This is a genomic window from Streptomyces sp. NBC_00670 (assembly GCF_036226765.1).
In the GTDB taxonomy this organism is placed as follows: domain Bacteria; phylum Actinomycetota; class Actinomycetes; order Streptomycetales; family Streptomycetaceae; genus Streptomyces.
On sequence record NZ_CP109017.1, the window covers coordinates 5,898,019 to 5,917,367 of the forward strand.

Consider the following 19,349-nt stretch of genomic DNA (forward strand, 5'->3'; position numbering starts at 1 on the left):
CCCCGCGCCCCTGACAGGGGCGCGGGGAACTGCGCAACGGGGCGAAGCCCCGTCCGGGGTCAGAGGGGCGGAGCCCCTTGAGGACGGGACGGGTAGGGGCGGCGGGGGCGAAACGCCCTGCGCCCCGCTAGCGTGGGCGGATGCCGAGTCAGACGCCCTCACCGCCGGCCTGCACCGGGTGCGGCACCCCCACCCGCCCCGTCGCCGAAGCCGTCGCAGACCCCGCGTCCCTCCACGACGACCTCACCGACCGCCTCGCCAAGGCCCCCGCCACCGCCTCCCGGGGCACCACCACCCTGCACGCCGTAGAGGGCCTGATCATGGCCGGCGTAGGGCTCGCCCTCGCCCACGGCGGCCTGACGGGCCACACCACCGTGCACACCGTCGGCGGCACCCTCCTCGCCCTCATCGCCCTCGCCGGCACGGCGCTCGTCGTCCGCAACGAGACCCGCGGCCGCGCCGCCGTCACCGCGGGTGAGCCCCGCGCCGACGCCCTGTGGCAACCGGCGTACCACTGCCCCGGCTGCGCGTCGGTCTCCTGCCCCGGCGGCGAACCGTGGCAGGGTCGGCTGACGCCGGAACAGTTCAGGAAACTGGTGTGGACCGAGGCGGGTTACGGCGGGGAGCTGGAGGAGAGGGCCCGCACGGCCGTCGTGCCGCCCGGGACGCTCCCCCGTCCCCGAGGAGCACAGGACCATGTCTGAGCGTCGTGAGGCCGCGGCCGCCACCGCCGCCACCCCCGCTCCCGTGATCGTCAGCGACGACCCCGCCTCCTTCCCCCACGGTGTCCTGGCCGAACGCCACCCCGCGCTCGTCGCCCGCGTCCTGGACACCGTCCCGTACGGCCCCGCCGAGCGCGCCGCGCTCACCGCGCTGCTCGACAACCACCTCAAGGGCGTCGTCGAACCGCCCGAACCCGACGCCCCCGGCGCCGAGCGCTGGACGGAGGAGTGGGGACTGCCCGCGCACCTCGGCCGCTCCTGGTTCGCGGCGCCGTTCCTGTGGGCGGAAAGCTACTTCTACCGCCGCTTCCTCGACGCACTCGGCTACTTCGGCACCGGACCCTGGCGCGGCGTCGACCCGTTCCGCCCGTTCAAGCTCGCCGAACTCGACGGCCCCGGGACCGACGAGGAACTCGCCGCCCTCGACGAGCTCGCCGGCCACCCGCCGGCCGAGCGGGCCACCGCCCTGCTGCACGGCTCCCTCTGGGGCAACCGGGCCGACCTCGGCTTCCGGCTCTCCGTCGAGAGCGGCCACGGGACGGGGACCTCTGGGACGACGGGCGTCTCCGGGACGACCGGTGTCTCCGGGGCGATGGGCGACGCCCGGCTCGTCGCCGACGACAGCGAGGCCCTGTGGTCCCTCTTCCCCGTCTCCACCCTGTGCCTGGTCGCCGACAACGCCGGCCGTGAACTCGTCCCCGACCTCCTCCTGATCGACCACCTGCTGCGCCACGGCGGCGCCGAACGGGCCGTGCTGCACGTCAAGCCGCACCCCTACTACGTGTCCGACGCGACCACCGCCGACGTCCTGGACGCCGTCGGCCGGCTGCACCGCGCCCCCGGCGAGGCGGGCGACGCGGGTCGCCGGCTGTGGTCGGCGCTGGCCGGCGGACGGCTCGTGCTGCGCGCCCACCCGTTCTCCTGCGCGCCCCTGCCGTACGTCGACATGCCCGACGACCTGCGCCGCGAGTTCACCGCCGCCGACCTCACGCTCCTCAAGGGCGACCTCAACTACCGCCGTCTGGTGGGCGACCGGCTCTGGCCACCGACCACCCCGTTCGCCCGGCCGACCGCGTACTTCCCCGGCCCGGTGGCCGCGCTGCGCACCCTGAAGTCCGACGTGATCACCGGACTCGACCCGCACACGGAGACCACCCTCGTCGAGGCGGAGGGACAGCGCTGGCGCACCAGCGGGGCGCACGCGCTGATCCAGGTGCGCCCCTGACAAGCCCCGCACCACCGCTTCACGCGATGGTGTGATCATGTTCGGCCGTCCGGATGCGCGGGCGGAACACTGGGCAGGACCCGGCCATGACGCAGCCGTTCCACCTCCCGCACTTCTACATGCCGTATCCCGCGCGGCTCAATCCCCACCTCGACGAGGCACGCGCGCACTCGACCGCCTGGGCGCGCGAGATGGGCATGCTCGAGGGCTCCGGCGTCTGGGAGCAGTCCGACCTCGACGCCCACGACTACGGCCTGCTGTGCGCCTACACGCACCCCGACTGCGACGGCCCGGCCCTCTCCCTGATCACCGACTGGTACGTGTGGGTGTTCTTCTTCGACGACCACTTCCTGGAGCTGTTCAAGCGCACCCAGGACCGCGCGGCCGGCAAGGCGCACCTGGACCGGCTCCCGCTGTTCATGCCGGCCGACCCCGAAACCCCGGTGCCCGAGCCGGAGAACCCGGTCGAGGCGGGCCTCGCCGACCTGTGGGCCCGGACGATCCCGGCGATGTCGGCCGACTGGCGGCGCCGCTTCGCCGTCGCCACCGAGCACCTGCTGAACGAGTCCCTGTGGGAGCTGTCCAACATCAACGAGGGGCGGATCTCCAACCCCGTCGAGTACATCGAGATGCGCCGCAAGGTCGGCGGCGCCCCCTGGTCCGCCGGGCTCGTGGAGTACGCCACCGCCGAGGTCCCCGCGCGCGTGGCCGAGTCGCGCCCGCTGCGGGTCCTGATGGAGACGTTCTCCGACGGCGTCCATCTGCGCAACGACCTCTTCTCCTACCAGCGCGAGGTCGAGGACGAGGGCGAGCTGAGCAACGGCGTCCTCGTCCTGGAGACGTTCTTCGGCTGCACCACGCAGGAGGCCGCCGAGACGGTCAACGACATCCTGACCTCCCGGCTGCACCAGTTCGAGCACACGGCACTGACCGAGGTCCCCGCCCTCGCCCTGGAACACGGACTCGCACCCGACGAGGTCGCGGCGATCGCGGCGTACGCGCGCGGACTGCAGGACTGGCAGTCCGGCGGCCACGAATGGCATCTGCGCTCCAGCCGCTACATGAACGAGGGCGCCGTCGAGGCCCGCCGCCCCTTCGGCATGCCGGGCACGGGCACCTCCGCCGCCGACGTCCGGGGGCTGCTCGCCGACGCCGGTGTCGAGCGGCTGCGCGCCTACACGCACGTGCCGTTCCAGAAGGTCGGACCGTCCCGCATCCCCGAGATCCGGATGCCGTTCACGCTCCGGCTCAGCGAGCACCTCGACGGCGCCCGGGCACGGCTGCTGCCCTGGGCGTTCGAGTCGGGCATGCTCTCCGAGGGCGTCTGGGACGAGGACAAGCTCGCCTCCTGCGACCTGCCCCTGTGCGCCGCCGGCCTCCACCCCGACGCCACGCCCGAGGCGCTCGACGTCGCCTCCCAGTGGCTCGCCTGGGGCACCTACGGCGACGACTACTACCCCCTCATGTACGGCCACCGGCGCGACCTCGCCGGGGCGAAGCTGTGCACCGAGCGGCTGTCGGCGTGCATGCCGGTCGACGGCGAGCCGGTGCCGGTGCCGGTCAACGCGCTCGAGCGCTCCCTGATCGACCTGTGGGGGCGCACGACGGCCGGCATGGACCTCGACCAGCGCCGTACGATGCGGCGCTCGGTCGACGTGATGACGGCGAGCTGGGTCTGGGAGCTGTCCAACCAGTTCCAGCACCGCGTTCCCGACCCCGTCGACTACCTGGAGATGCGGCGGGACACGTTCGGCTCCGACCTCACGAAGAACCTGTGCCGGATGGGGCATGCGCCCAATGTGCCGGCGGAGGTGTACGCGAGCGGGCCGATCTGCTCGCTGGAGAACGCGGCGATGGACTATGCGGTGCTGCTCAACGACGTGTTCTCGTACCAGAAGGAGATCGAGTACGAGGGGGAGATCCACAACGCGGTGCTCGTCGTGCAGAACTTCTTCCGGTGCGGGTACGGCGATGCGGTGCGGGTCGTGGGGGACCTGATGAACCAGCGAATGGAGCAGTTCGAGCACGTGTCCGCGCACGAACTGCCGGTCCTGTACGAGGACTTCGCCCTCTCCCCGGAAGCCCGGGCGACGGTGGAGGGCTATGTGGTCCAACTCCAGAACTGGATGTCCGGCATCCTCAACTGGCACCAGCACGTCCCTCGCTACCGAGCCGACTACTTGTCCCGCCGAGCCCACGGCTTCGTTCCGGACAGGGTCCCCCTGCTACCGGCGTAACCGCTCAGCCGCGGGCTGCTGCGCCCCGCCTGGTGGCTTGGCTCGAATTGTCGACCGCGCGTGTCTCCCCGCTCCGCCCGCCGTGGCCCGTCGCCCTGCCCGCCACGGCGGTGGCCGCGCGGACGAAGGCGGCCAGGGCAGGGGAGGTGGCGCGCTCGGGCCAGGCGAGGACGAGCGTGGTGGGCTCGGCATCGTCGACTGGGACAGCGACCAGGTCGTCGCGGAGCTGGCCGCGGATGGAGGAGGGAAGGACGGCGACCATCCGGCCCAGGGCGATGAGGTGGAGAAGCTGCCCAAGGTCGTGGACCTCGGGTCCGTGTGAGCCGCCCTGGAACGCCCCGGGCCAGCGCGGCAGGGGCTCCCCGGCGAGGTCGTTCAGGCAGACCCGGGTACGGCCCGCGAGGCGATGCGAACTCGGCATCACGAGAAGTTGCGTCTCGGTCAGGAGGTCCTGGGTGTCCAGGCCGGTGAGGTCGGGGTGGGGGCGGTGAAGCAGGGCGGCGTCGGCACGACCCTCCCGCAGGAGGGTCTCACGCTCGCCGAAGCTGCACACCAGCTCGACCGGCAGCGCACCCGGCTCGGCCTGATAGGCGTCGAGGATCGCGGGCAGCAGGCCACCGTCGCCGCCCGGCTTGATGACCAGGACCAGACGCGGGTCGGCGCGGCCGGCCCGCCGGGTGCGGCGCGCCGCGGCCGACGCGGCGTCGAGCACCGTACGGCTCTCGCGGAGCAGGACGGCCCCCGCCTCGGTCAGTGCGACCCGGCGACTGCCACGTTCCAACAGGGCTACGCCCAGCCGTCGTTCGAGCTGCTGAATGGCGCGGGAGAGCGGCGGCTGGGCCATCCCCAGCCGGGCGGCCGCCCGACCGAAGTGCAGCTCTTCGGCGACAGCGGTGAAGTAGACGAGCTCGCGGACCTCCAGTCTTTCCATACCCGCACGGTATCGCTGCGCACCTGATCGGTGTTGGAACTCCCGGCCGCCCCCGTGGTGGGCTGAACGCATGACAGAAACCACGATTGCCCTGGTCACCGGTGCCAACAAGGGCATCGGGCGCGAGGTCGCAGCCCGGCTCGCCTCGCTCGGCACCAACGTCCTGCTGGCCTCGCGCGACCCGCACCGCGGTGCGGCGGCCGCAGCCGACCTGGGCCCGCGGGTGTACCCGGTCACCCTGGACGTCACCGACCGCGCCGGCGTCCTGTCCGCCGCCCGCTGGATCGAGGAGCGCTTCGGCCGGCTGGACATCCTGGTCAACAACGCCGGCGTCTCCGGCGACCTCGCCGCCCAGAGCCCTGGCAGTGTCGAGCTGCCCGCTGTACGCGAGGTGTTCGAGACCAACGTGTTCGGCGTGATCAGCGTGACCACCACGATGCTGCCGCTGCTCGCCCGCTCCTCCGCCGCCCGGATCGTCAATGTCAGCAGTGGACTGGGCTCCCTCGCCCGGATGACCGATCCCGACGACTACTTCACCACCCGGCCCCCGTTGGCCGCGTACGTCCCGTCCAAGACCGCGCTCAACTCGCTGACCGTGCAGTACGCCAAGGAACTGCGCAGCCGCAACATCCTGGTCAACGCCGCCGATCCGGGACCGTGTGCGACCGACTTCACCACCGCGTTCCCCGGCCTCACCCGCACCGCGGCCGACGGCGCGGCCGTGGTCGTCCGGCTCGCCACGCTGCCCGATGACGGGCCGACCGGCGGCTTCTTCGACGAGCACGGCCCGGTTCCCTGGTGAACTGACGGTCACCCCCGGGGGCGGAGCGCCCAAGAGCTCGGGGGGTGGGGCTGTGGGGCGGGTGCGGGTGCGTCGGGGCTGCTCGCGCCCCCGCGGCGGAGCCGCGCAGACAGCACAGCCCCGCCGCCCCTGCGGGATGTGAATGCGGTCGCATCCGGGTTCGTCGGAAGGCAGGATGGCCGGAGTGGACCTTGGAGGGACGATGGCTGCTGCCCCGGGAAGTGACCCCGCGTCGTTCGACGCCGCCGACTACGCCGCCCGTATGCACCGCACCGCACACGCCGCCGCCGACGCCGGACTCGACGGCGTACTGATCGCCCCCGGGCCCGACCTGCTGTGGCTGACCGGCTACCGGCCGGTGGAGACCGAGCGGCTCACCCTCCTCGTGCTGCGCGCCGGCCAGGACCCCGTCCTGGTGGTACCGACCCTGGAGGCCCCCGACGCGGCCGGCGCCGCCGGCGGCCCCGCGCTCACCCTGCGGGACTGGACCGACGGCCAGGACCCGTACGAGGCCGCCGGCGCGCTCCTCAAGCCCGCCGGCCGCTTCGGGATCAGCGACAACGCCTGGGCGATGCATCTGCTCGGCCTGCGCCGCCGGCTGCCGGACTCGGACCACGTCGCGCTCACCGAGGCGCTGCCGATGCTCCGCGCCGTCAAGGACACCGCCGAGCTGGAGCGGCTGGCCGCGGCGGGCGCGGCCGCGGACGCCGCGTTCGAGGAGATCCGCGAGGTCGCCTTCGCCGGCCGCCGGGAGCGGGAGGTCGCCGCCGACCTCGACGCGGCGCTGCGCCGCCACGGCCACTCCCAGGTCGACTTCACCATCGTCGGCTCCGGCCCCAACGGCGCCAACCCGCACCACGAGGCCGGCGACCGCGTCATCGCCCGCGGCGACATGGTCGTCCTGGACTTCGGCGGCCTCAAGCACGGCTACGGCTCCGACACCACCCGCACGGTGCACGTCGGCGAGCCCACCGACGAGGAGCGCCGCGTCCACGACACCGTGCGCGAGGCCCAGGAGGCCGGGTTCCGGGCGGTGCGGCCGGGCGCCGCCTGCCAGGACGTGGACCGGGCCGCCCGCGCCGTCATCGCCGACGCCGGCTACGGCGAGTACTTCATCCACCGCACGGGGCACGGCATCGGCGTCACCACGCACGAGCCGCCGTACATGATCGAGGGCGAGGAGCAGCCGCTCGTCCCCGGCATGTGTTTCTCCGTCGAGCCCGGCATCTATCTTCCCGGCCGATTCGGGGTACGCATCGAGGACATCGTGACGGTCACCGAGGACGGCGGCCGGCGCCTGAACCACACCGAACGGGAGATGGTGCTCGTCGACTGACCCGCACGGCACGGCCGCCGCCCGGCCACCGGGAGCGAAGCCGTACCCGTACCACCCAGTCCCGTACCAGCGAAGCCCGTACCCCCGAGACGACGGCGCGACGACCATGACCCAGGCACCCACACCGACGGCCGACACCGTACGGCGGCTCGTCGGCTCCCTGTTCAAGGAGGCGTCCCAGGAGGCGTCCATGGGAGCGGCCGAGACGGCCGGCGGCCCCGACGTGCGGCCCGTCACCGAGGGCGGCACCGGCGACAGTCGCGCCGTCTGGTGGGTCGGCGCCCGGCACGTGCTCCGGCTGGCGCCCGACCGGGAGGCCACCGCGCGCGGGCGCCGCGAGCTGCGACTGCGCGACCTGGTCCGGCCGCACGTCCCCCTCGCGGTGCCCGCCAGCGTCGCCCACGGCGAGTGGGCCCCCGGCCTCGCCTACACGCTCGACACCCGGCTGACCGGCGCCGGCGCCGAGGACCGGGCCGTCTCCGCCGTCGGCGAGGCGGACCTCGCCGCGCTGCTCACCGGACTGCGCGAGGTGCCCGTACGGCAGGCGGAGACGCTCGGTGTGCCGCGCCGGGCGGCACGCTCCCTGGAGGCGCTGCGCAGGTCGGCGGGCGGCGCCGCCCGACGGCTCGGCGAGGCCGACGAGTTCGACCCGGCCCGGCTCGCCCCGTTCACCGCCACCGCCGCCGCCCAGCTCGCCCCGCAGCCGGGGGCGGCGGTCCTCGTCCACCACGGGCTCACCGGCGCACACCTCCTGGTCGGCGAGGACGGCCGGGTGCGCGGGGTGCTCGGCTGGGGCGACGCGGTGACCGGCGACCCCGCCGAGGACATCGCCGGGCTCGCCCGCGCGGTCGGCGCCCCCGCCGCCGTACGCGCCGCGACCCTCGCCGGCTACGGCCCCCGCCCCTGTCTGCGCGGCCTGTGGCTGGCCCGCTGCGACGCCCTGCTCCACCTCGCCGCCCGCCTCGACGCCCCCACCGGCGACCCGCTGCCCCTGCTCCGGCACCGTCTGCGCCGCGCCTGGGAGCCGATCCTCCTGGAACGTGTCACGGACCTGCGCGGGGGGCCGGGGGAGCCGTAGCGCACCGGCCGACCGCGCCGCCCCGGGGGGCGGACGCTACCGAGGGCCGCCCCGCCGCACGGCACACCCGTACCGTCTGTCACCGCGCCGCAGGGGTAGACGGCAGTGGTGACTACTCCCCCCGCACCGGCCTCCGCCGGATCCCCGCAGAACGGCGCCCCGCAGCAGGAGGCCACCCCCTCGCTCAAGAGGGCGCTGACGACCCCCCTGCTCTACTTCTTCATCCTCGGCGACGTGCTGGGCGCCGGCGTCTACGTCCTCATCGGCCAGGTCGCGGCGGAATCCGGCGGCGCCGTCTGGGTGCCGCTCCTCCTCGCCCTGCTGCTGTCGCTGCTGACGGCCGCCTCGTACGCCGAACTCAGCACGAAGTACCCCCGGGCGGGCGGCGCCTCCCACTACGCGACCCTCGCCTTCGGGCCCTTCACCGGCTTCCTCGCCGGGTTCTGCATGCTCGCCGCGGGCATCGTGTCCGTCGCCGCGCTGGCCCGCGGCTTCGCCGGCGACTACCTCTCCGCCTTCGTCAGCCTGCCCGTCGTCCTGGTGGCGGCCGTCTTCCTGTGCCTTCTGGCCCTCCTGAACGCCCGCGGCATCAGCGAGTCCACGCGCGCCAACGCGGCGGCGACCCTCGTCGAGGTGGGCGGCCTCCTCCTCGTCGTCGGCCTCGGTGTCTGGCTGTTCCTGCGCGGCGACGGCGACCCCGGCAGACTCGTCCGGCTGGGCACCGCCGACTCCGGCGCGGCCGCCGGTGTCCTGAGCGGAACGGTGCTCGCCTACTACTCCTTCGTCGGCTTCGAGACCTCCGTCAACGTCGCCGAGGAGACCCGCGACCCGCGCCGCTCGTATCCGCGCGCCCTCTTCGGCGCCCTGGTGACGGCGGGCGCCGTCTACGTCCTCGTCGGCATCGTCGCCTCGGCCGCCGTGCCCACCGGGGTGCTGGCCCGCTCCAGCGGACCGCTGCTCGAAGTGGTGAAGGCGGCGGGCGGGGTGCCGCCCAAGGTGTTCAGCGCCATCGCCCTGGTCGCCGTCGCCAACGGCGCGCTGCTGACCGGCATCATGAGTTCGCGCCTGGCCTTCGGCATGGCGCGGGACGGCCTGCTTCCCCGCTTCCTCACCCACGTCCTGCCCGGGCGCCGCACACCGTGGGCCTCGATCGCGGTCACGACCGGCCTGTCCTTCCTGCTGGCGCTCACCGGGGACGTGGCGACCCTCGCCTCCACCCTCGTGCTGCTGCTTCTCGTGGTGTTCTTCCTCGTCAACACCGCCGTCCTCGTCCAGCGGCGCGACCGCTCGACGCGGCCGCACTTCCGGGCGTACACCGTCGTGCCCGTCCTGGGCGCGGCCTCCTGCGTGGTGCTCGCCACCCAGGTCGAGGCCGAGGTCTGGACGCGCGGGCTGATCGTCGTCGCGGTCGGCGTGGTCCTGGGCGCCGTCGCCGCCCTGCACCGGCGCCGGACGGCCGGTGAGCCGCCGGGGGACGGCTCCTGAACGCCCGGCCCCGGCCGTCGGGAAGCCCCGGCGGCCGGCCCTCACGCCGGGCGCAGGGCCCTCACTCCCGCAGCAGGACGACCGCCGACTCGCCCGGCAGCGTCAGCGCCCCGTCCGCGTCCGGCGCCGCCACCGGCTCCCACGCGGCCAGGACGCGCGCCCCGCGCACGCCCAGCGGGACACGCACCGGCTCCCCGCCCAGGTTGACCGCCACCCGGACGTCGCCGCGGCGGAAGGCGAGCCAGCGGGCCGCCTCGTCGAAGCCGACCTTCACGTCGGACAGATCGGGGTCGGTCAGGTCCGGCTGCGCGTGCCGCAGCGCGATCAGCTCCCGGTACCAGGCCAGCACGCGCGCGTGCATGCCGCCGCCCGGCTCCGACCAGTCGAGGCAGGAGCGCTCCCGGGTGGCGGGGTCCTGCGGGTCGGGCACGTCCTCCTCCGCCCAGCCGTGCGCCGCGAACTCCCGCCGCCTGCCGTTGCGCACGGCCGCCGCGAGCTCCGGGTCGGTGTGGTCGGTGAAGAACTGCCAGGGCGTGCCGGCCGCCCACTCCTCGCCCATGAACAGCATCGGCGTGAACGGCGCCGTCAGCATCAGCGTCGCCGCGCAGGCCAGCAGCCCGGGGGAGAGGGAGGCGGCGAGCCGGTCGCCCTGGGCGCGGTTGCCGACCTGGTCGTGGGTCTGGGTGTAGCCCAGCAGCCGGTGCGCGGGCACGCGCCTACGGTCCAGCGGGCGGCCGTGGGAGCGGCCCCGGAACGTCGAGTACGTGCCGTCGTGGAAGAAGCCGTGGGAGAGGGTCTTGGCGATCGCGGCGAGCGGGGCGCGCGCGAAGTCCGCGTAGTAGCCCTGCGCCTCGCCGGTCAGGGTGGTGTGCAGGGCGTGGTGGAAGTCGTCGTTCCACTGCGCGTGCAGCCCGAGACCGCCCTCGGCGCGCGGGGTGATCAGCCGGGGGTCGGCGAGATCGGACTCGGCGATCAGGAACAGCGGCCGCTCCAGACCGTCGGCGAGCGCGTCGACGGCGGTGGACAGCTCCTCCAGGAAGTGGCACGCGCGCGTGTCGTGCAGCGCGTGCACGGCGTCCAGGCGCAGCCCGTCGAGCCGGTAGTCGCGCAGCCAGGCCAGCGCGCTGCCCAGCAGATAGGCGCGCACCTCGTCGGAGCCGGGCGCGTCCAGGTTGACGGCGACCCCCCAGGGGGTGTGGTGGGTGTCGGTGAAGTACGGACCGAAGGCGGGCAGGTAGTTGCCGGACGGGCCGAGGTGGTTGTGCACCACGTCCAGGACGACGCCCAGGCCCAGCTCGTGCGCCCGGTCGACGAACCGCTTGAGCGCCTCGGGGCCGCCGTACGGCTCGTGCACGGCCCACAGCGAGACGCCCTCGTACCCCCAGCCGTGCCGGCCGGGGAAGGGGCACAGCGGCATCAACTCCACGTGCGTGACGCCCAGTTCGACGAGGTGTTCCAGCCGGGCGGCGGCCGCGTCCAGGGTGCCCTCGGGGGTGTACGTGCCCACGTGCAGCTCGTAGAGGACCGCGCCCGGCAGCCCGCGCCCGGGCCAGGGGGTGCGCCAGTCGTACCGGTCCTGGTCGACCACCGCGCTGAGCCCGTCCGGGCCGTCGGGCTGACGGCGGGTACGGGGATCGGGCAGCACCGGGCCGCCGTCCAGGGCGAACCCGTACCGCGAGCCGTCGCCTGCCGGTGCCTCGGCGCGCCACCAGCCGGCGCGCTCCGGATCGGGCGCCATCGCGTGCGCGGCGCCGTCGCAGTGGAGCGTCACCCGGTCCTCGGCCTGTGGTGCCCACACCTCGAACTGCACGGACGGTTCCCCCTCGTCAGTCGGTTCCGCTTGTCGTTCTCGTCTGTCGTTCGTCCCGCTTCGCCGTCTGTGGCGCGGTCCGTCCATGGTGCGTCACACTCGATCAATCCGCTCCGGAACCCACCCTTTTGACACGCCGGACGGCCCCGACGGACACACCGGCGAGCGGACGGCGGCATTCCGGGGGCTCGCTGGACACCCCGGCGCCGCTGTCCGACAATCACCCTCGTGACGTCGTCCTTCGAGTTCCCCACGTACCCCGCGCGGCTGTCGGACGCCGACCGTGACCGGGCGCTGAAGGTGCTGCGTGACGGCGTCGCCCTCGGCCGCATCTCGCACGACACCTTCATGCGGCGCATGGAACTCGCGCTCACCGCGCGCGTCCCCGACGAACTGGCCGCGCTCACCGCGGACCTGCCGGCGCGGAGGCCGCTGTCGCGGCTCGTGTACGGCGGCGTCGAGGCGCTGTCCGGCTTCACGGTGAAGCTGCGCCGGGCCTGGCTGTCCGAGCGCCTGCCGAAGCTGCCGCTGCCGCGGCCGGAGCGGACGTATCCGCTCCGCATAGGCCGCGACCCGGCGAGCGGACTGCGCCTGAGCCACGAGTCGGTCTCCCGCGTCCACGCGGAACTCAGCCGCCAGGGCGGCCTCTGGATCCTCCGCGACCTCGGCTCCACGAACGGGACGTCCGTGAACGGCCGCCGGGTGATAGGAGCGGCGGTGGTGCGAGACGGCGACCTGGTCACTTTCGGCACGGTGATGTTCCGGCTGGCGTCGGAAACGTCCTGAACGGTTCGCGGGAGAGCTCGGGGGCTTCTGTGCTTAGGCGGCTGCGGGCGCGTCGTGGCTGATCGCGCAGTTCCCCGCGTCCCTGTCAGGGGCGCGGGGCTGTGTCAATATGCGGCTCCGCCGCGTGGGCGCGATCTTTTACGGGGGTCCGGGGGCGGAGCCCCCGGGGATGGGACGGGTAGGGGCGGCGGGGGCGAGAAAACCGTGGGGTGCGGCCCCGTTGACGCGGGCACCGGTAGTGACTGAATGTAGAGGCCCGCTGCACAACACGTACAACCGACGGAGTCACCCCGCGGAGGTGCGCCCTGCCCACGCTCCGCCGCTACCCCACCGTCGACGCCCTCGCCACCCACGCCGCCACCCTCACCGCCCGCCACCCCCGCACCGCCCGCCTCCGCCACGCCGGCACCTCCCGCGCCGGTACCCCCCTCTGGCTGCTCTCCGTCGGCCACGGCCCCCGCCACGCCCTCGTCGTCGCCGGCCCGCACGCCAACGAACCCGTCGGCGGCGCCACCGCCCTCCGCCTCGCCGAACGCCTCCTCACCGGCCCGCCACCCGCGGGCGACGACGCCGACGTCACCTGGAACTTCCTGCTCTGCCTCGACCCCGACGGCGCCCGCCGCAACGAGGCCTGGCTCTCCGGCCCGTACACCCTCGGCAACTACTTCCGGAACTTCTTCCGCCCCGGCTTCGCCGAACAGCCCGAATGGCTCCCCGACGGCGCCGACCGCGCCGCCCTCCCCGAGACCCGCACCCTCCTCGCCCTCCAGGACGAACTGCGCCCCTTCTTCCACTGCTCCCTGCACGGCGTCGACGTCGGCGGCGGCTTCGTCGAGCTCACCCGCGACCTGCCCGGCCTCGACCGGCGCGTCGCGCACGCCGCCGCCCGCCTCGGCATCCCGCGCGAACTGGGCCCGTACGACACCCTGTACTGGCCCAGCCTCGGCCCCGCCGTCTACCGCATCCCGCCCCCGCGCCGCGGCGACCTCGCCGCCGCCATCACCGAGGCCGCCGTCGAGTCCACCTGGTACCACCCGCACCGCTACGGCACGGCCACCGCCGTCGTCGAGGCGCCCATGTGGGGCGTGCCCGCGGTGGCGGACGCCTCCCCGGCCACCGACCCTGAAACGTTTCTGCGCACCGTCGCCCGCACCCTGCGCCACGACACCCGGCTCCTCGACGGCATCCTCGCCCGGCTCCGCCCCCACCTGGCCGGCGTCCCCGACGCCGACCGGCTGCTCGCCCCGGTGGACGACTATTTACTGGTCAGCCCTGGCCTGGCCGACTCCTGGGACCCCGATGTGCACGACCCCGCGGCCCGGCCGCTGCCGATGTGCGACACCGCCCATCTGACCGCGCTCGGCATCTCCGGGCGCCGGGTCGCCCTGCGCACCGCCGGGCTGCTGCACCGGCTCGCGACGGCCGCCGGACCCGCCGCGGCCGGGCTGCTGCCACGGCTCGACTCGCTGATCGACGGCTGGTGCGCGGAGTACCGCGACCAGTACGGAGCGCGCTGGATCCCGGTCGCCCGCCAGGTGGAGTACCAGTCGCGCGTCGTCCTCGCCGCCTGCCGGCTGGCCGCGCGGCGGCCCGCGGAGCGGCCACCGGCGGCCGGGCGCGAGGCGCCGGAGGGCCGGCGGCCGGCCCCGGTGCCGCCGCCCGCGGACGCCCGGCCCCGAACGGGTGAGCCGGAGTGGGGCGCGGGCGCCGCCGTGCCGATGCACAGGGAATGACGAGAACGACCACCGCGCTCCACGCCGCCCTGCTCGCCGCCGTCACCCTGCTGGCCGCGGCCCCCGCCCACGCCGGCACCGCACGGCACGTCCCGGGCAACCACCTTTCTCTGACCCTGACCCGCGGCGACGCCCGCTCCCACGACACCAGTGGCACCCTCCTGCTGTGCGACCCGCCCCAGGGTCACGCGCACGCCCGCCGCGCCTGTGCCGAACTCGCGGCGGCCGGCGGCGACATCGACCGCATCGCGCAGCGGGACACGTACTGCCCGATGGTCTACGCCCCGGTCACGGCGGCGGCCCGGGGGGAGTGGGACGGCCACCGGGTGGCGTACGAGCGCACGTTCCCCAACCGGTGCGTGCTCGACGCCCGTACGGGCGCGGTCTTCGCGTTCACCGACGAGATCCCCGAACTGCCCGACCGCCCGGTCCCGGGCCTGCCGCAGGGCCCCGTGCCGGGGCTGCACTGACGGGAGGGCAGGCCCGAGGGCAGGCCTCACCCACCACTGACCGCGGGCCGCGCCCCGTTCACTCGTCCCCGGTCCGCTCCAGCAGCGCCACCGGCAGCGGCGAGAACAGCTCCGCCACGCGCACCCGGCCCTCGAACCGCCGCTCCGGGGCGAACACGTCGCTCCAGCGGCCCGGCGGCAGCGGCAGCACCGTCTCCCGCCAGCCGCCCGCCTCCGCGAGCCGCAGCGACAGCCGGGTGACCGCGGTGAGGACCCGCCCGGAGCGCGTGAACGCCAGGCAGTGCGCCGCGCCCGGCCCCTCCGCCCACAGCGGGGCGTACGTCGCCGACGCGCCGAACAGCTCCGGGCGCCGGGCGCGCAGCCGCAGCGCGGCCGCGGTGACGGCCTCCTTCGCCGAGGCACCCTCCTGCGGCGCGAACGGCGCCCGGTTGTCCGGGTCGACCAGCGCCCGGTACTCGCCCTCGGTGCCCTGGTAGACGTCCGGCACGCCCGGCATCGTCAGGTGGGTCAGGGCGGCGCCCAGGACGTTGGCCCGGATGTGCGGGGCGAGCTCGGCACGGAACTCCGTCACGTGCCGCCCGGCGGCCCCGCACGGGCCCTCGGCCACGAAGGCGGCGACCTTCTCCTCGTACCCGGCGTCCTGCTCGGTCCAGGAGGTGCGCAGTTTTGCCTCCCGCACGTGCTTGAGCAGCGCGTCCCGCAGCCGGTCCGCGTCCGGGAGGCCCAGCCCCAGCAGGGTCTGCCAGGCGGCCCAGGCCAGGGCGCCGTCGGGCGCCTCGGGGCCGGCCGCGGCCGCCTCGGCCAGTACCCCGGCCCAGCGCTCGGGGCACTCGGTGAGCACGGCGATCGCCGCCCGGACGTCGGCGCTGCGCTTGGTGTCGTGCGTCGACAGCACGGTCCCGGTCAGCGGCCAGTCGCTCTGCAGGCGGGTGCAGTACGCGTGGAAGTCGCCGGGGGAGAGGCCGGGCGCGCCCGGGTCGCCGCCCACCTCGTTGGCCGACAGCAGCGGCACGTACCGGTAGAACGCGGTGTCCTCCACCGACTTGGCGCGCAGCGCGGAGGCGGTCTGCGCGAACCGGGTGCGGAACTCCTCGTGCCCGGGTCCGTCCCCGGCCCGCCCCAGCGCCAGGTCCCGCACGACGCTCACCGCGTGCGCCTCCTCCGCCACCCGGAAGGCGGTACGGGCCTCGGCGGCGGCCTCCTCGGTCAGGACCGCCTCGGCGTCGGTGGAGTCGTAGGGCCGGTAGACCTCCATGCGGACCAGCAGCTCGCGCAGCGCGGTGCGCAGCGCCCAGGGGGCGTGGTCGCGCAGCGCGGGGTCCGCCGCGCCGGCGCAGACGTGCGCCGCCACCCGGGTGAGCCGGTCCACCTCGGTGGCCAGCTCGTGGTCGACGGTCTCGTACGCCGCCCGGCGCGCGGTGGCCGCCCAGTCGCCCCCGGCGTCCGGCTCAGGGGCGGCGAAGGCGCGGTAGCGCTCCAGCAGTTCCCGGGCGCCCTCGGGGTCGGTGAGGACGCCGTCGATCCGGCGCAGGGCGTCGTAGCCGGTGGTGCCGGCCACCGGCCAGGCGGGGGACAGCACCTCGCGGTCGGCGAGGATCTTCTCGACGACGGTCCACCGGCCGCCGGTCGCCTCGTCCAGTTGCCGCAGGTAAGCGTCGGGGTCGGCGAGGCCGTCCGGGTGGTCCACCCGCAGGCCGTCGATCACGCCCTCGTCGAGCAGCCGCAGGATCGTCCCGTGCGTGGCCCGGAAGACCTCCGGGTCCTCCACGCGGACGCCGATGAGGTCCGAGATGCTGAAGAACCTCCGGTAGTTCAGCTCCGTGCGGGCCAGCCGCCACCAGGCGGGGCGGTACCACTGGGCGTCGATCAGCCGCGGCAGCGGCAGTCCGGCGGTGCCCTCGCGGAGCGGGAAGACGTGGTCGTAGTAGCGCAGGACGTCGCCGTCGACGGTGAGGTGGTCGATCTCGGCGCCGAGCGGATGGCCGAGGACGGGGAGCAGGAGCTGTCCGCCCTGCGCGTCCCAGTCGATGTCGAACCAGCGTGCGTACGGCGACTTCGGGCCCTCGCGCAGGACCTCCCACAGGGGGCGGTTGTGGCGCGGGGACATCGCCATGTGGTTGGGGACGATGTCCACGATCAGGCCGAGGCCGTGCTCGCGTGCCGTCGCGGAGAGGGCGCGCAGGGCCGGCTCGCCGCCGAGTTCCTCCCGGATGCGGGAGTGGTCGACGACGTCGTAGCCGTGGAGGGAGCCGGGGGTGGCCTCCAGGACGGGGGAGAGGTGGAGGTGGGAGACGCCGAGCGGGGCGAGGTAGGGGATGGTTGCCTCGGCTGCGGCGAACGGGAAACCGGGCTGCAGTTGCAGGCGGTAGGTGGCCGTGGGCGGCGGTGAGGCGGGGTGCTCAGGTGTCATGGGGTCGTACGTACCCGCGATGCGGGGTTTTGTGTCTGCGGCGAGTGGGTGGGGCGGCTCCAGCTTCTTTCGCCCCCGCCGCCCCTACCCTTCCCGTCCCCGGGGGCTGCGCCCCCGGACCCCCCTAAAAGATTGCGCAGTTCCCCGCGCCCCTTATGGGGCCCGGTGCAGGACCGTCATGCTGCGGTCCGTGAGGGTGAGGTGGTCGCCCTTTTTGAGTTTCTGGCCTTCTCCTGTGCGGACGCCCTCGGGGCGGGACGTGTCCACCACCACCTGCCATTCGCCGCCCTGGCCCACCGGGACCTCGAAGTCCAGGGGCTCGTGGTACGCGTTGAACATCAGCAGGAACGAGTCGTCCTGGATGCGTTCGCCGCGGGGGCCCGGTTCGGAGATGGCGTCGCCGTTGAGGAACACGGTCAGGGCGCTGGCCTGGGCGGAGTCCCAGTCCTGCTGGGTCATCTCGTTGCCCTCGGGGGTGAACCAGGCGATGTCCGAGAGCTCGTCGTGGGTGCCCTCCACGGGGCGGCCGTGGAAGAAGCGGCGGCGGCGCAGGACGGGGTGGTCGCGGCGCAGCCAGACCATCGCGCGGGTGAACTCCAGCAGGTCGTTGTTCTCGCCGGGTTCCGGCCAGTCCACCCAGGACAGCTCGTTGTCCTGGCAGTACGCGTTGTTGTTGCCGTTCTGCGTGCGGGCCAGCTCGTCGCCGTGGCTGAGCATGGGCACGCCCTGGGAGAGCATCAGCGTGGCGATGAAGTTCCGCATCTGCCGGCCGCGCAGGGCCAGGATGTCCGGGTCGTCGGTGTCGCCCTCGGCGCCGCAGTTCCAGGAGCGGTTGTGGCTCTCGCCGTCCCGGTTGTCCTCGCCGTTGGCGTCGTTGTGCTTGTCGTTGTACGCGACCAGGTCGTGCAGGGTGAAGCCGTCGTGGCAGGTGACGAAGTTGATCGAGGCCAGCGGGCGGCGGCCGTCGTCCTGGTAGAGGTCGGAGGAGCCGGTGAGCCGGGAGGCGAACTCGGCGAGCGCCCGCGGCTCGCCCCGCCACAGGTCGCGCACGGTGTCCCGGTACTTGCCGTTCCACTCCGTCCACAGCGGCGGGAAGTTGCCCACCTGGTAGCCGCCCTCGCCGACGTCCCAGGGCTCGGCGATCAGCTTCACCTGGGAGACGACCGGGTCCTGCTGGACCAGGTCGAAGAAGGACGACAGCCGGTCGACCTCGTGGAACTGCCGGGCCAGCGTCGCGGCGAGGTCGAAGCGGAAGCCGTCGACGTGCATGTCGGTGACCCAGTAGCGCAGCGAGTCCATGATCAGCTGCAGGACGTGCGGGGACCGCATGAGCAGCGAGTTCCCGGTGCCGGTGGTGTCCATGTAGTACTGCGGGTCGTCGGTGAGGCGGTAGTACGAGGGGTTGTCGATGCCCTTGAAGGAGAGCGTCGGCCCCAGGTGGTTGCCCTCGGCGGTGTGGTTGTAGACGACGTCGAGGATGACCTCGATGCCGGCCTCGTGCAGCGCCCGGACGGCCGACTTGAACTCCAGCACCTGCTGGCCGCGGTCGCCCCAGGAGGCGTAGGCGTTGTGCGGGGCGAAGAAGCCGATGGTGTTGTAGCCCCAGTAGTTGTTGAGGCCCATGTCGACCAGACGGTGGTCGTTGACGAACTGGTGTACGGGCATCAGCTCCAGCGCCGTGACACCCAGTTCCGTCAGGTGTTCGATGATCGCCGGGTGGGCGAGCGCCGCGTAGGTGCCGCGCAGCTCCTCCGGCAGCTCCGGGTGGCGCATGGTCAGGCCCTTGACGTGGGCCTCGTAGATCACCGTGCCGTGGTAGCCGTGCCGGGGCGGGCGGTCGTCGCCCCAGTCGAAGTAGGGGTTGACCACGACCGAGGTCATGGTGTGCGGGGCCGAGTCGAGGTCGTTGCGCCGGCCGGGCTCGTCGAAGTGGTAGCCGTACACCTCCTCCCCCCAGTCGACCGCCCCGCTGATCGCACGCGCGTACGGGTCGAGGAGCAGCTTCGCCGAGTTGCAGCGCAGGCCGCGCTCGGGGGCGTAGGGGCCGTGCACGCGGTAGCCGTACCGCTGCCCCGGCATGACGCCCGGCAGATAGGCGTGGCGCACGAACGCGTCGGTCTCGCGCATCTCCACGGCCGTCTCGGAGCCGTCGTCGTGCAGCAGACACAGCTCGATCCGTTGGGCGGCCTCCGAGAAGACCGCGAAGTTGGTGCCGGCGCCGTCGTACGTGGCGCCCAGGGGATATGCCTCTCCGGGCCAGACCTGCATGGACACGCTCTTCCAGTAGTTCCGGGCCCAGGCCGAGCGGACCTAGGGCGTCGACA

14 protein-coding genes are annotated in these 19,349 nt (G+C 74.0%); 10 read left to right on the forward strand and 4 right to left on the reverse strand.

Annotated elements, in window-relative coordinates:
• Window positions 1–140: 140 nt before the first annotated feature.
• The 3 genes from OIE12_RS26105 to cyc2 all read left to right on the forward strand — a co-directional run bounded on the left by OIE12_RS26105 (window position 141) and on the right by cyc2 (window position 4,184).
• Window positions 141–704: a hypothetical protein gene (locus OIE12_RS26105; RefSeq protein WP_329139319.1), complete on the forward strand. Its 564-nt coding sequence runs from the start codon at window positions 141–143 to the stop codon at window positions 702–704.
• Window positions 697–1,947: a damage-control phosphatase ARMT1 family protein gene (locus OIE12_RS26110; protein WP_329139321.1), complete on the forward strand. Its 1,251-nt coding sequence runs from the start codon at window positions 697–699 to the stop codon at window positions 1,945–1,947. Before OIE12_RS26105 ends, OIE12_RS26110 begins: the two co-directional genes overlap by 8 nt.
• 86 nt (window positions 1,948–2,033) lie before the next feature.
• A complete protein-coding gene (gene cyc2 / locus OIE12_RS26115) occupies window positions 2,034–4,184 on the forward strand; it encodes a germacradienol/geosmin synthase Cyc2 (RefSeq protein ID WP_329139323.1) in 2,151 nt (716 codons plus the stop codon).
• 4 nt (window positions 4,185–4,188) lie between these two features.
• Here the strand turns inward: cyc2 and OIE12_RS26120 are convergent, their stop codons facing one another.
• Complete coding sequence (locus tag OIE12_RS26120; protein WP_329139325.1) at window positions 4,189–5,115, reverse strand: LysR family transcriptional regulator; 927 nt, start codon at window positions 5,113–5,115, stop codon at window positions 4,189–4,191.
• A gap of 70 nt (window positions 5,116–5,185) precedes the next feature.
• Between OIE12_RS26120 and OIE12_RS26125 the strand changes: the two genes are divergently transcribed.
• The 4 genes from OIE12_RS26125 to OIE12_RS26140 all read left to right on the forward strand — a co-directional run bounded on the left by OIE12_RS26125 (window position 5,186) and on the right by OIE12_RS26140 (window position 9,816).
• A complete protein-coding gene (locus tag OIE12_RS26125; RefSeq protein ID WP_329139327.1) occupies window positions 5,186–5,917 on the forward strand; it encodes an SDR family oxidoreductase in 732 nt (243 codons plus the stop codon).
• Window positions 5,918–6,119: 202 nt separating this feature from the next.
• Window positions 6,120–7,253, forward strand: coding sequence for an aminopeptidase P family protein (locus tag OIE12_RS26130; RefSeq protein ID WP_329139329.1), 1,134 nt, complete (start codon window positions 6,120–6,122; stop codon window positions 7,251–7,253).
• A 106-nt stretch (window positions 7,254–7,359) separates the two neighbouring features.
• The gene (locus tag OIE12_RS26135) at window positions 7,360–8,331 is read left to right on the forward strand and encodes an aminoglycoside phosphotransferase family protein (RefSeq protein WP_329139331.1); all 972 of its coding nucleotides are present in this window, start codon (window positions 7,360–7,362) and stop codon (window positions 8,329–8,331) included.
• A 207-nt stretch (window positions 8,332–8,538) separates the two neighbouring features.
• Window positions 8,539–9,816, forward strand: a complete 1,278-nt coding sequence (locus OIE12_RS26140; RefSeq protein WP_329142225.1) for an APC family permease — start codon at window positions 8,539–8,541, stop codon at window positions 9,814–9,816.
• Between the two features lie 61 nt (window positions 9,817–9,877).
• Here the strand turns inward: OIE12_RS26140 and treZ are convergent, their stop codons facing one another.
• A complete protein-coding gene (gene treZ / locus OIE12_RS26145) occupies window positions 9,878–11,626 on the reverse strand; it encodes a malto-oligosyltrehalose trehalohydrolase (RefSeq protein ID WP_329139333.1) in 1,749 nt (582 codons plus the stop codon).
• A 228-nt stretch (window positions 11,627–11,854) separates the two neighbouring features.
• Here treZ and OIE12_RS26150 point away from each other — a divergent pair, with 228 nt between their 5' ends.
• The 3 genes from OIE12_RS26150 to OIE12_RS26160 all read left to right on the forward strand — a co-directional run bounded on the left by OIE12_RS26150 (window position 11,855) and on the right by OIE12_RS26160 (window position 14,615).
• Window positions 11,855–12,412 carry a DUF1707 and FHA domain-containing protein gene (locus OIE12_RS26150; RefSeq protein ID WP_329139335.1) on the forward strand — a complete coding sequence of 186 codons (558 nt, stop codon included), beginning with the start codon at window positions 11,855–11,857 and terminating at the stop codon, window positions 12,410–12,412.
• Between the two features lie 305 nt (window positions 12,413–12,717).
• The gene (locus OIE12_RS26155) at window positions 12,718–14,145 is read left to right on the forward strand and encodes a M14 family zinc carboxypeptidase (RefSeq protein ID WP_329142227.1); all 1,428 of its coding nucleotides are present in this window, start codon (window positions 12,718–12,720) and stop codon (window positions 14,143–14,145) included.
• Window positions 14,142–14,615, forward strand: coding sequence for an SSI family serine proteinase inhibitor (locus tag OIE12_RS26160; RefSeq protein ID WP_329139337.1), 474 nt, complete (start codon window positions 14,142–14,144; stop codon window positions 14,613–14,615). The genes OIE12_RS26155 and OIE12_RS26160 overlap by 4 nt, the downstream gene beginning before the upstream one ends.
• 58 nt (window positions 14,616–14,673) lie before the next feature.
• Here OIE12_RS26160 and treY read toward each other — a convergent pair whose 3' ends face one another.
• Together treY and glgX are read right to left on the reverse strand one after the other, a co-directional pair.
• Window positions 14,674–17,025 (reverse strand): malto-oligosyltrehalose synthase, encoded by a 2,352-nt coding sequence (gene treY, locus OIE12_RS26165; RefSeq protein WP_329139339.1) that lies wholly within the window; start codon window positions 17,023–17,025, stop codon window positions 14,674–14,676.
• A gap of 153 nt (window positions 17,026–17,178) precedes the next feature.
• Entirely contained in the window at window positions 17,179–19,293 is a 2,115-nt protein-coding gene (gene glgX, locus OIE12_RS26170; RefSeq protein ID WP_329139342.1) for a glycogen debranching protein GlgX, read from the reverse strand.
• Window positions 19,294–19,349 lie beyond the last annotated feature (56 nt).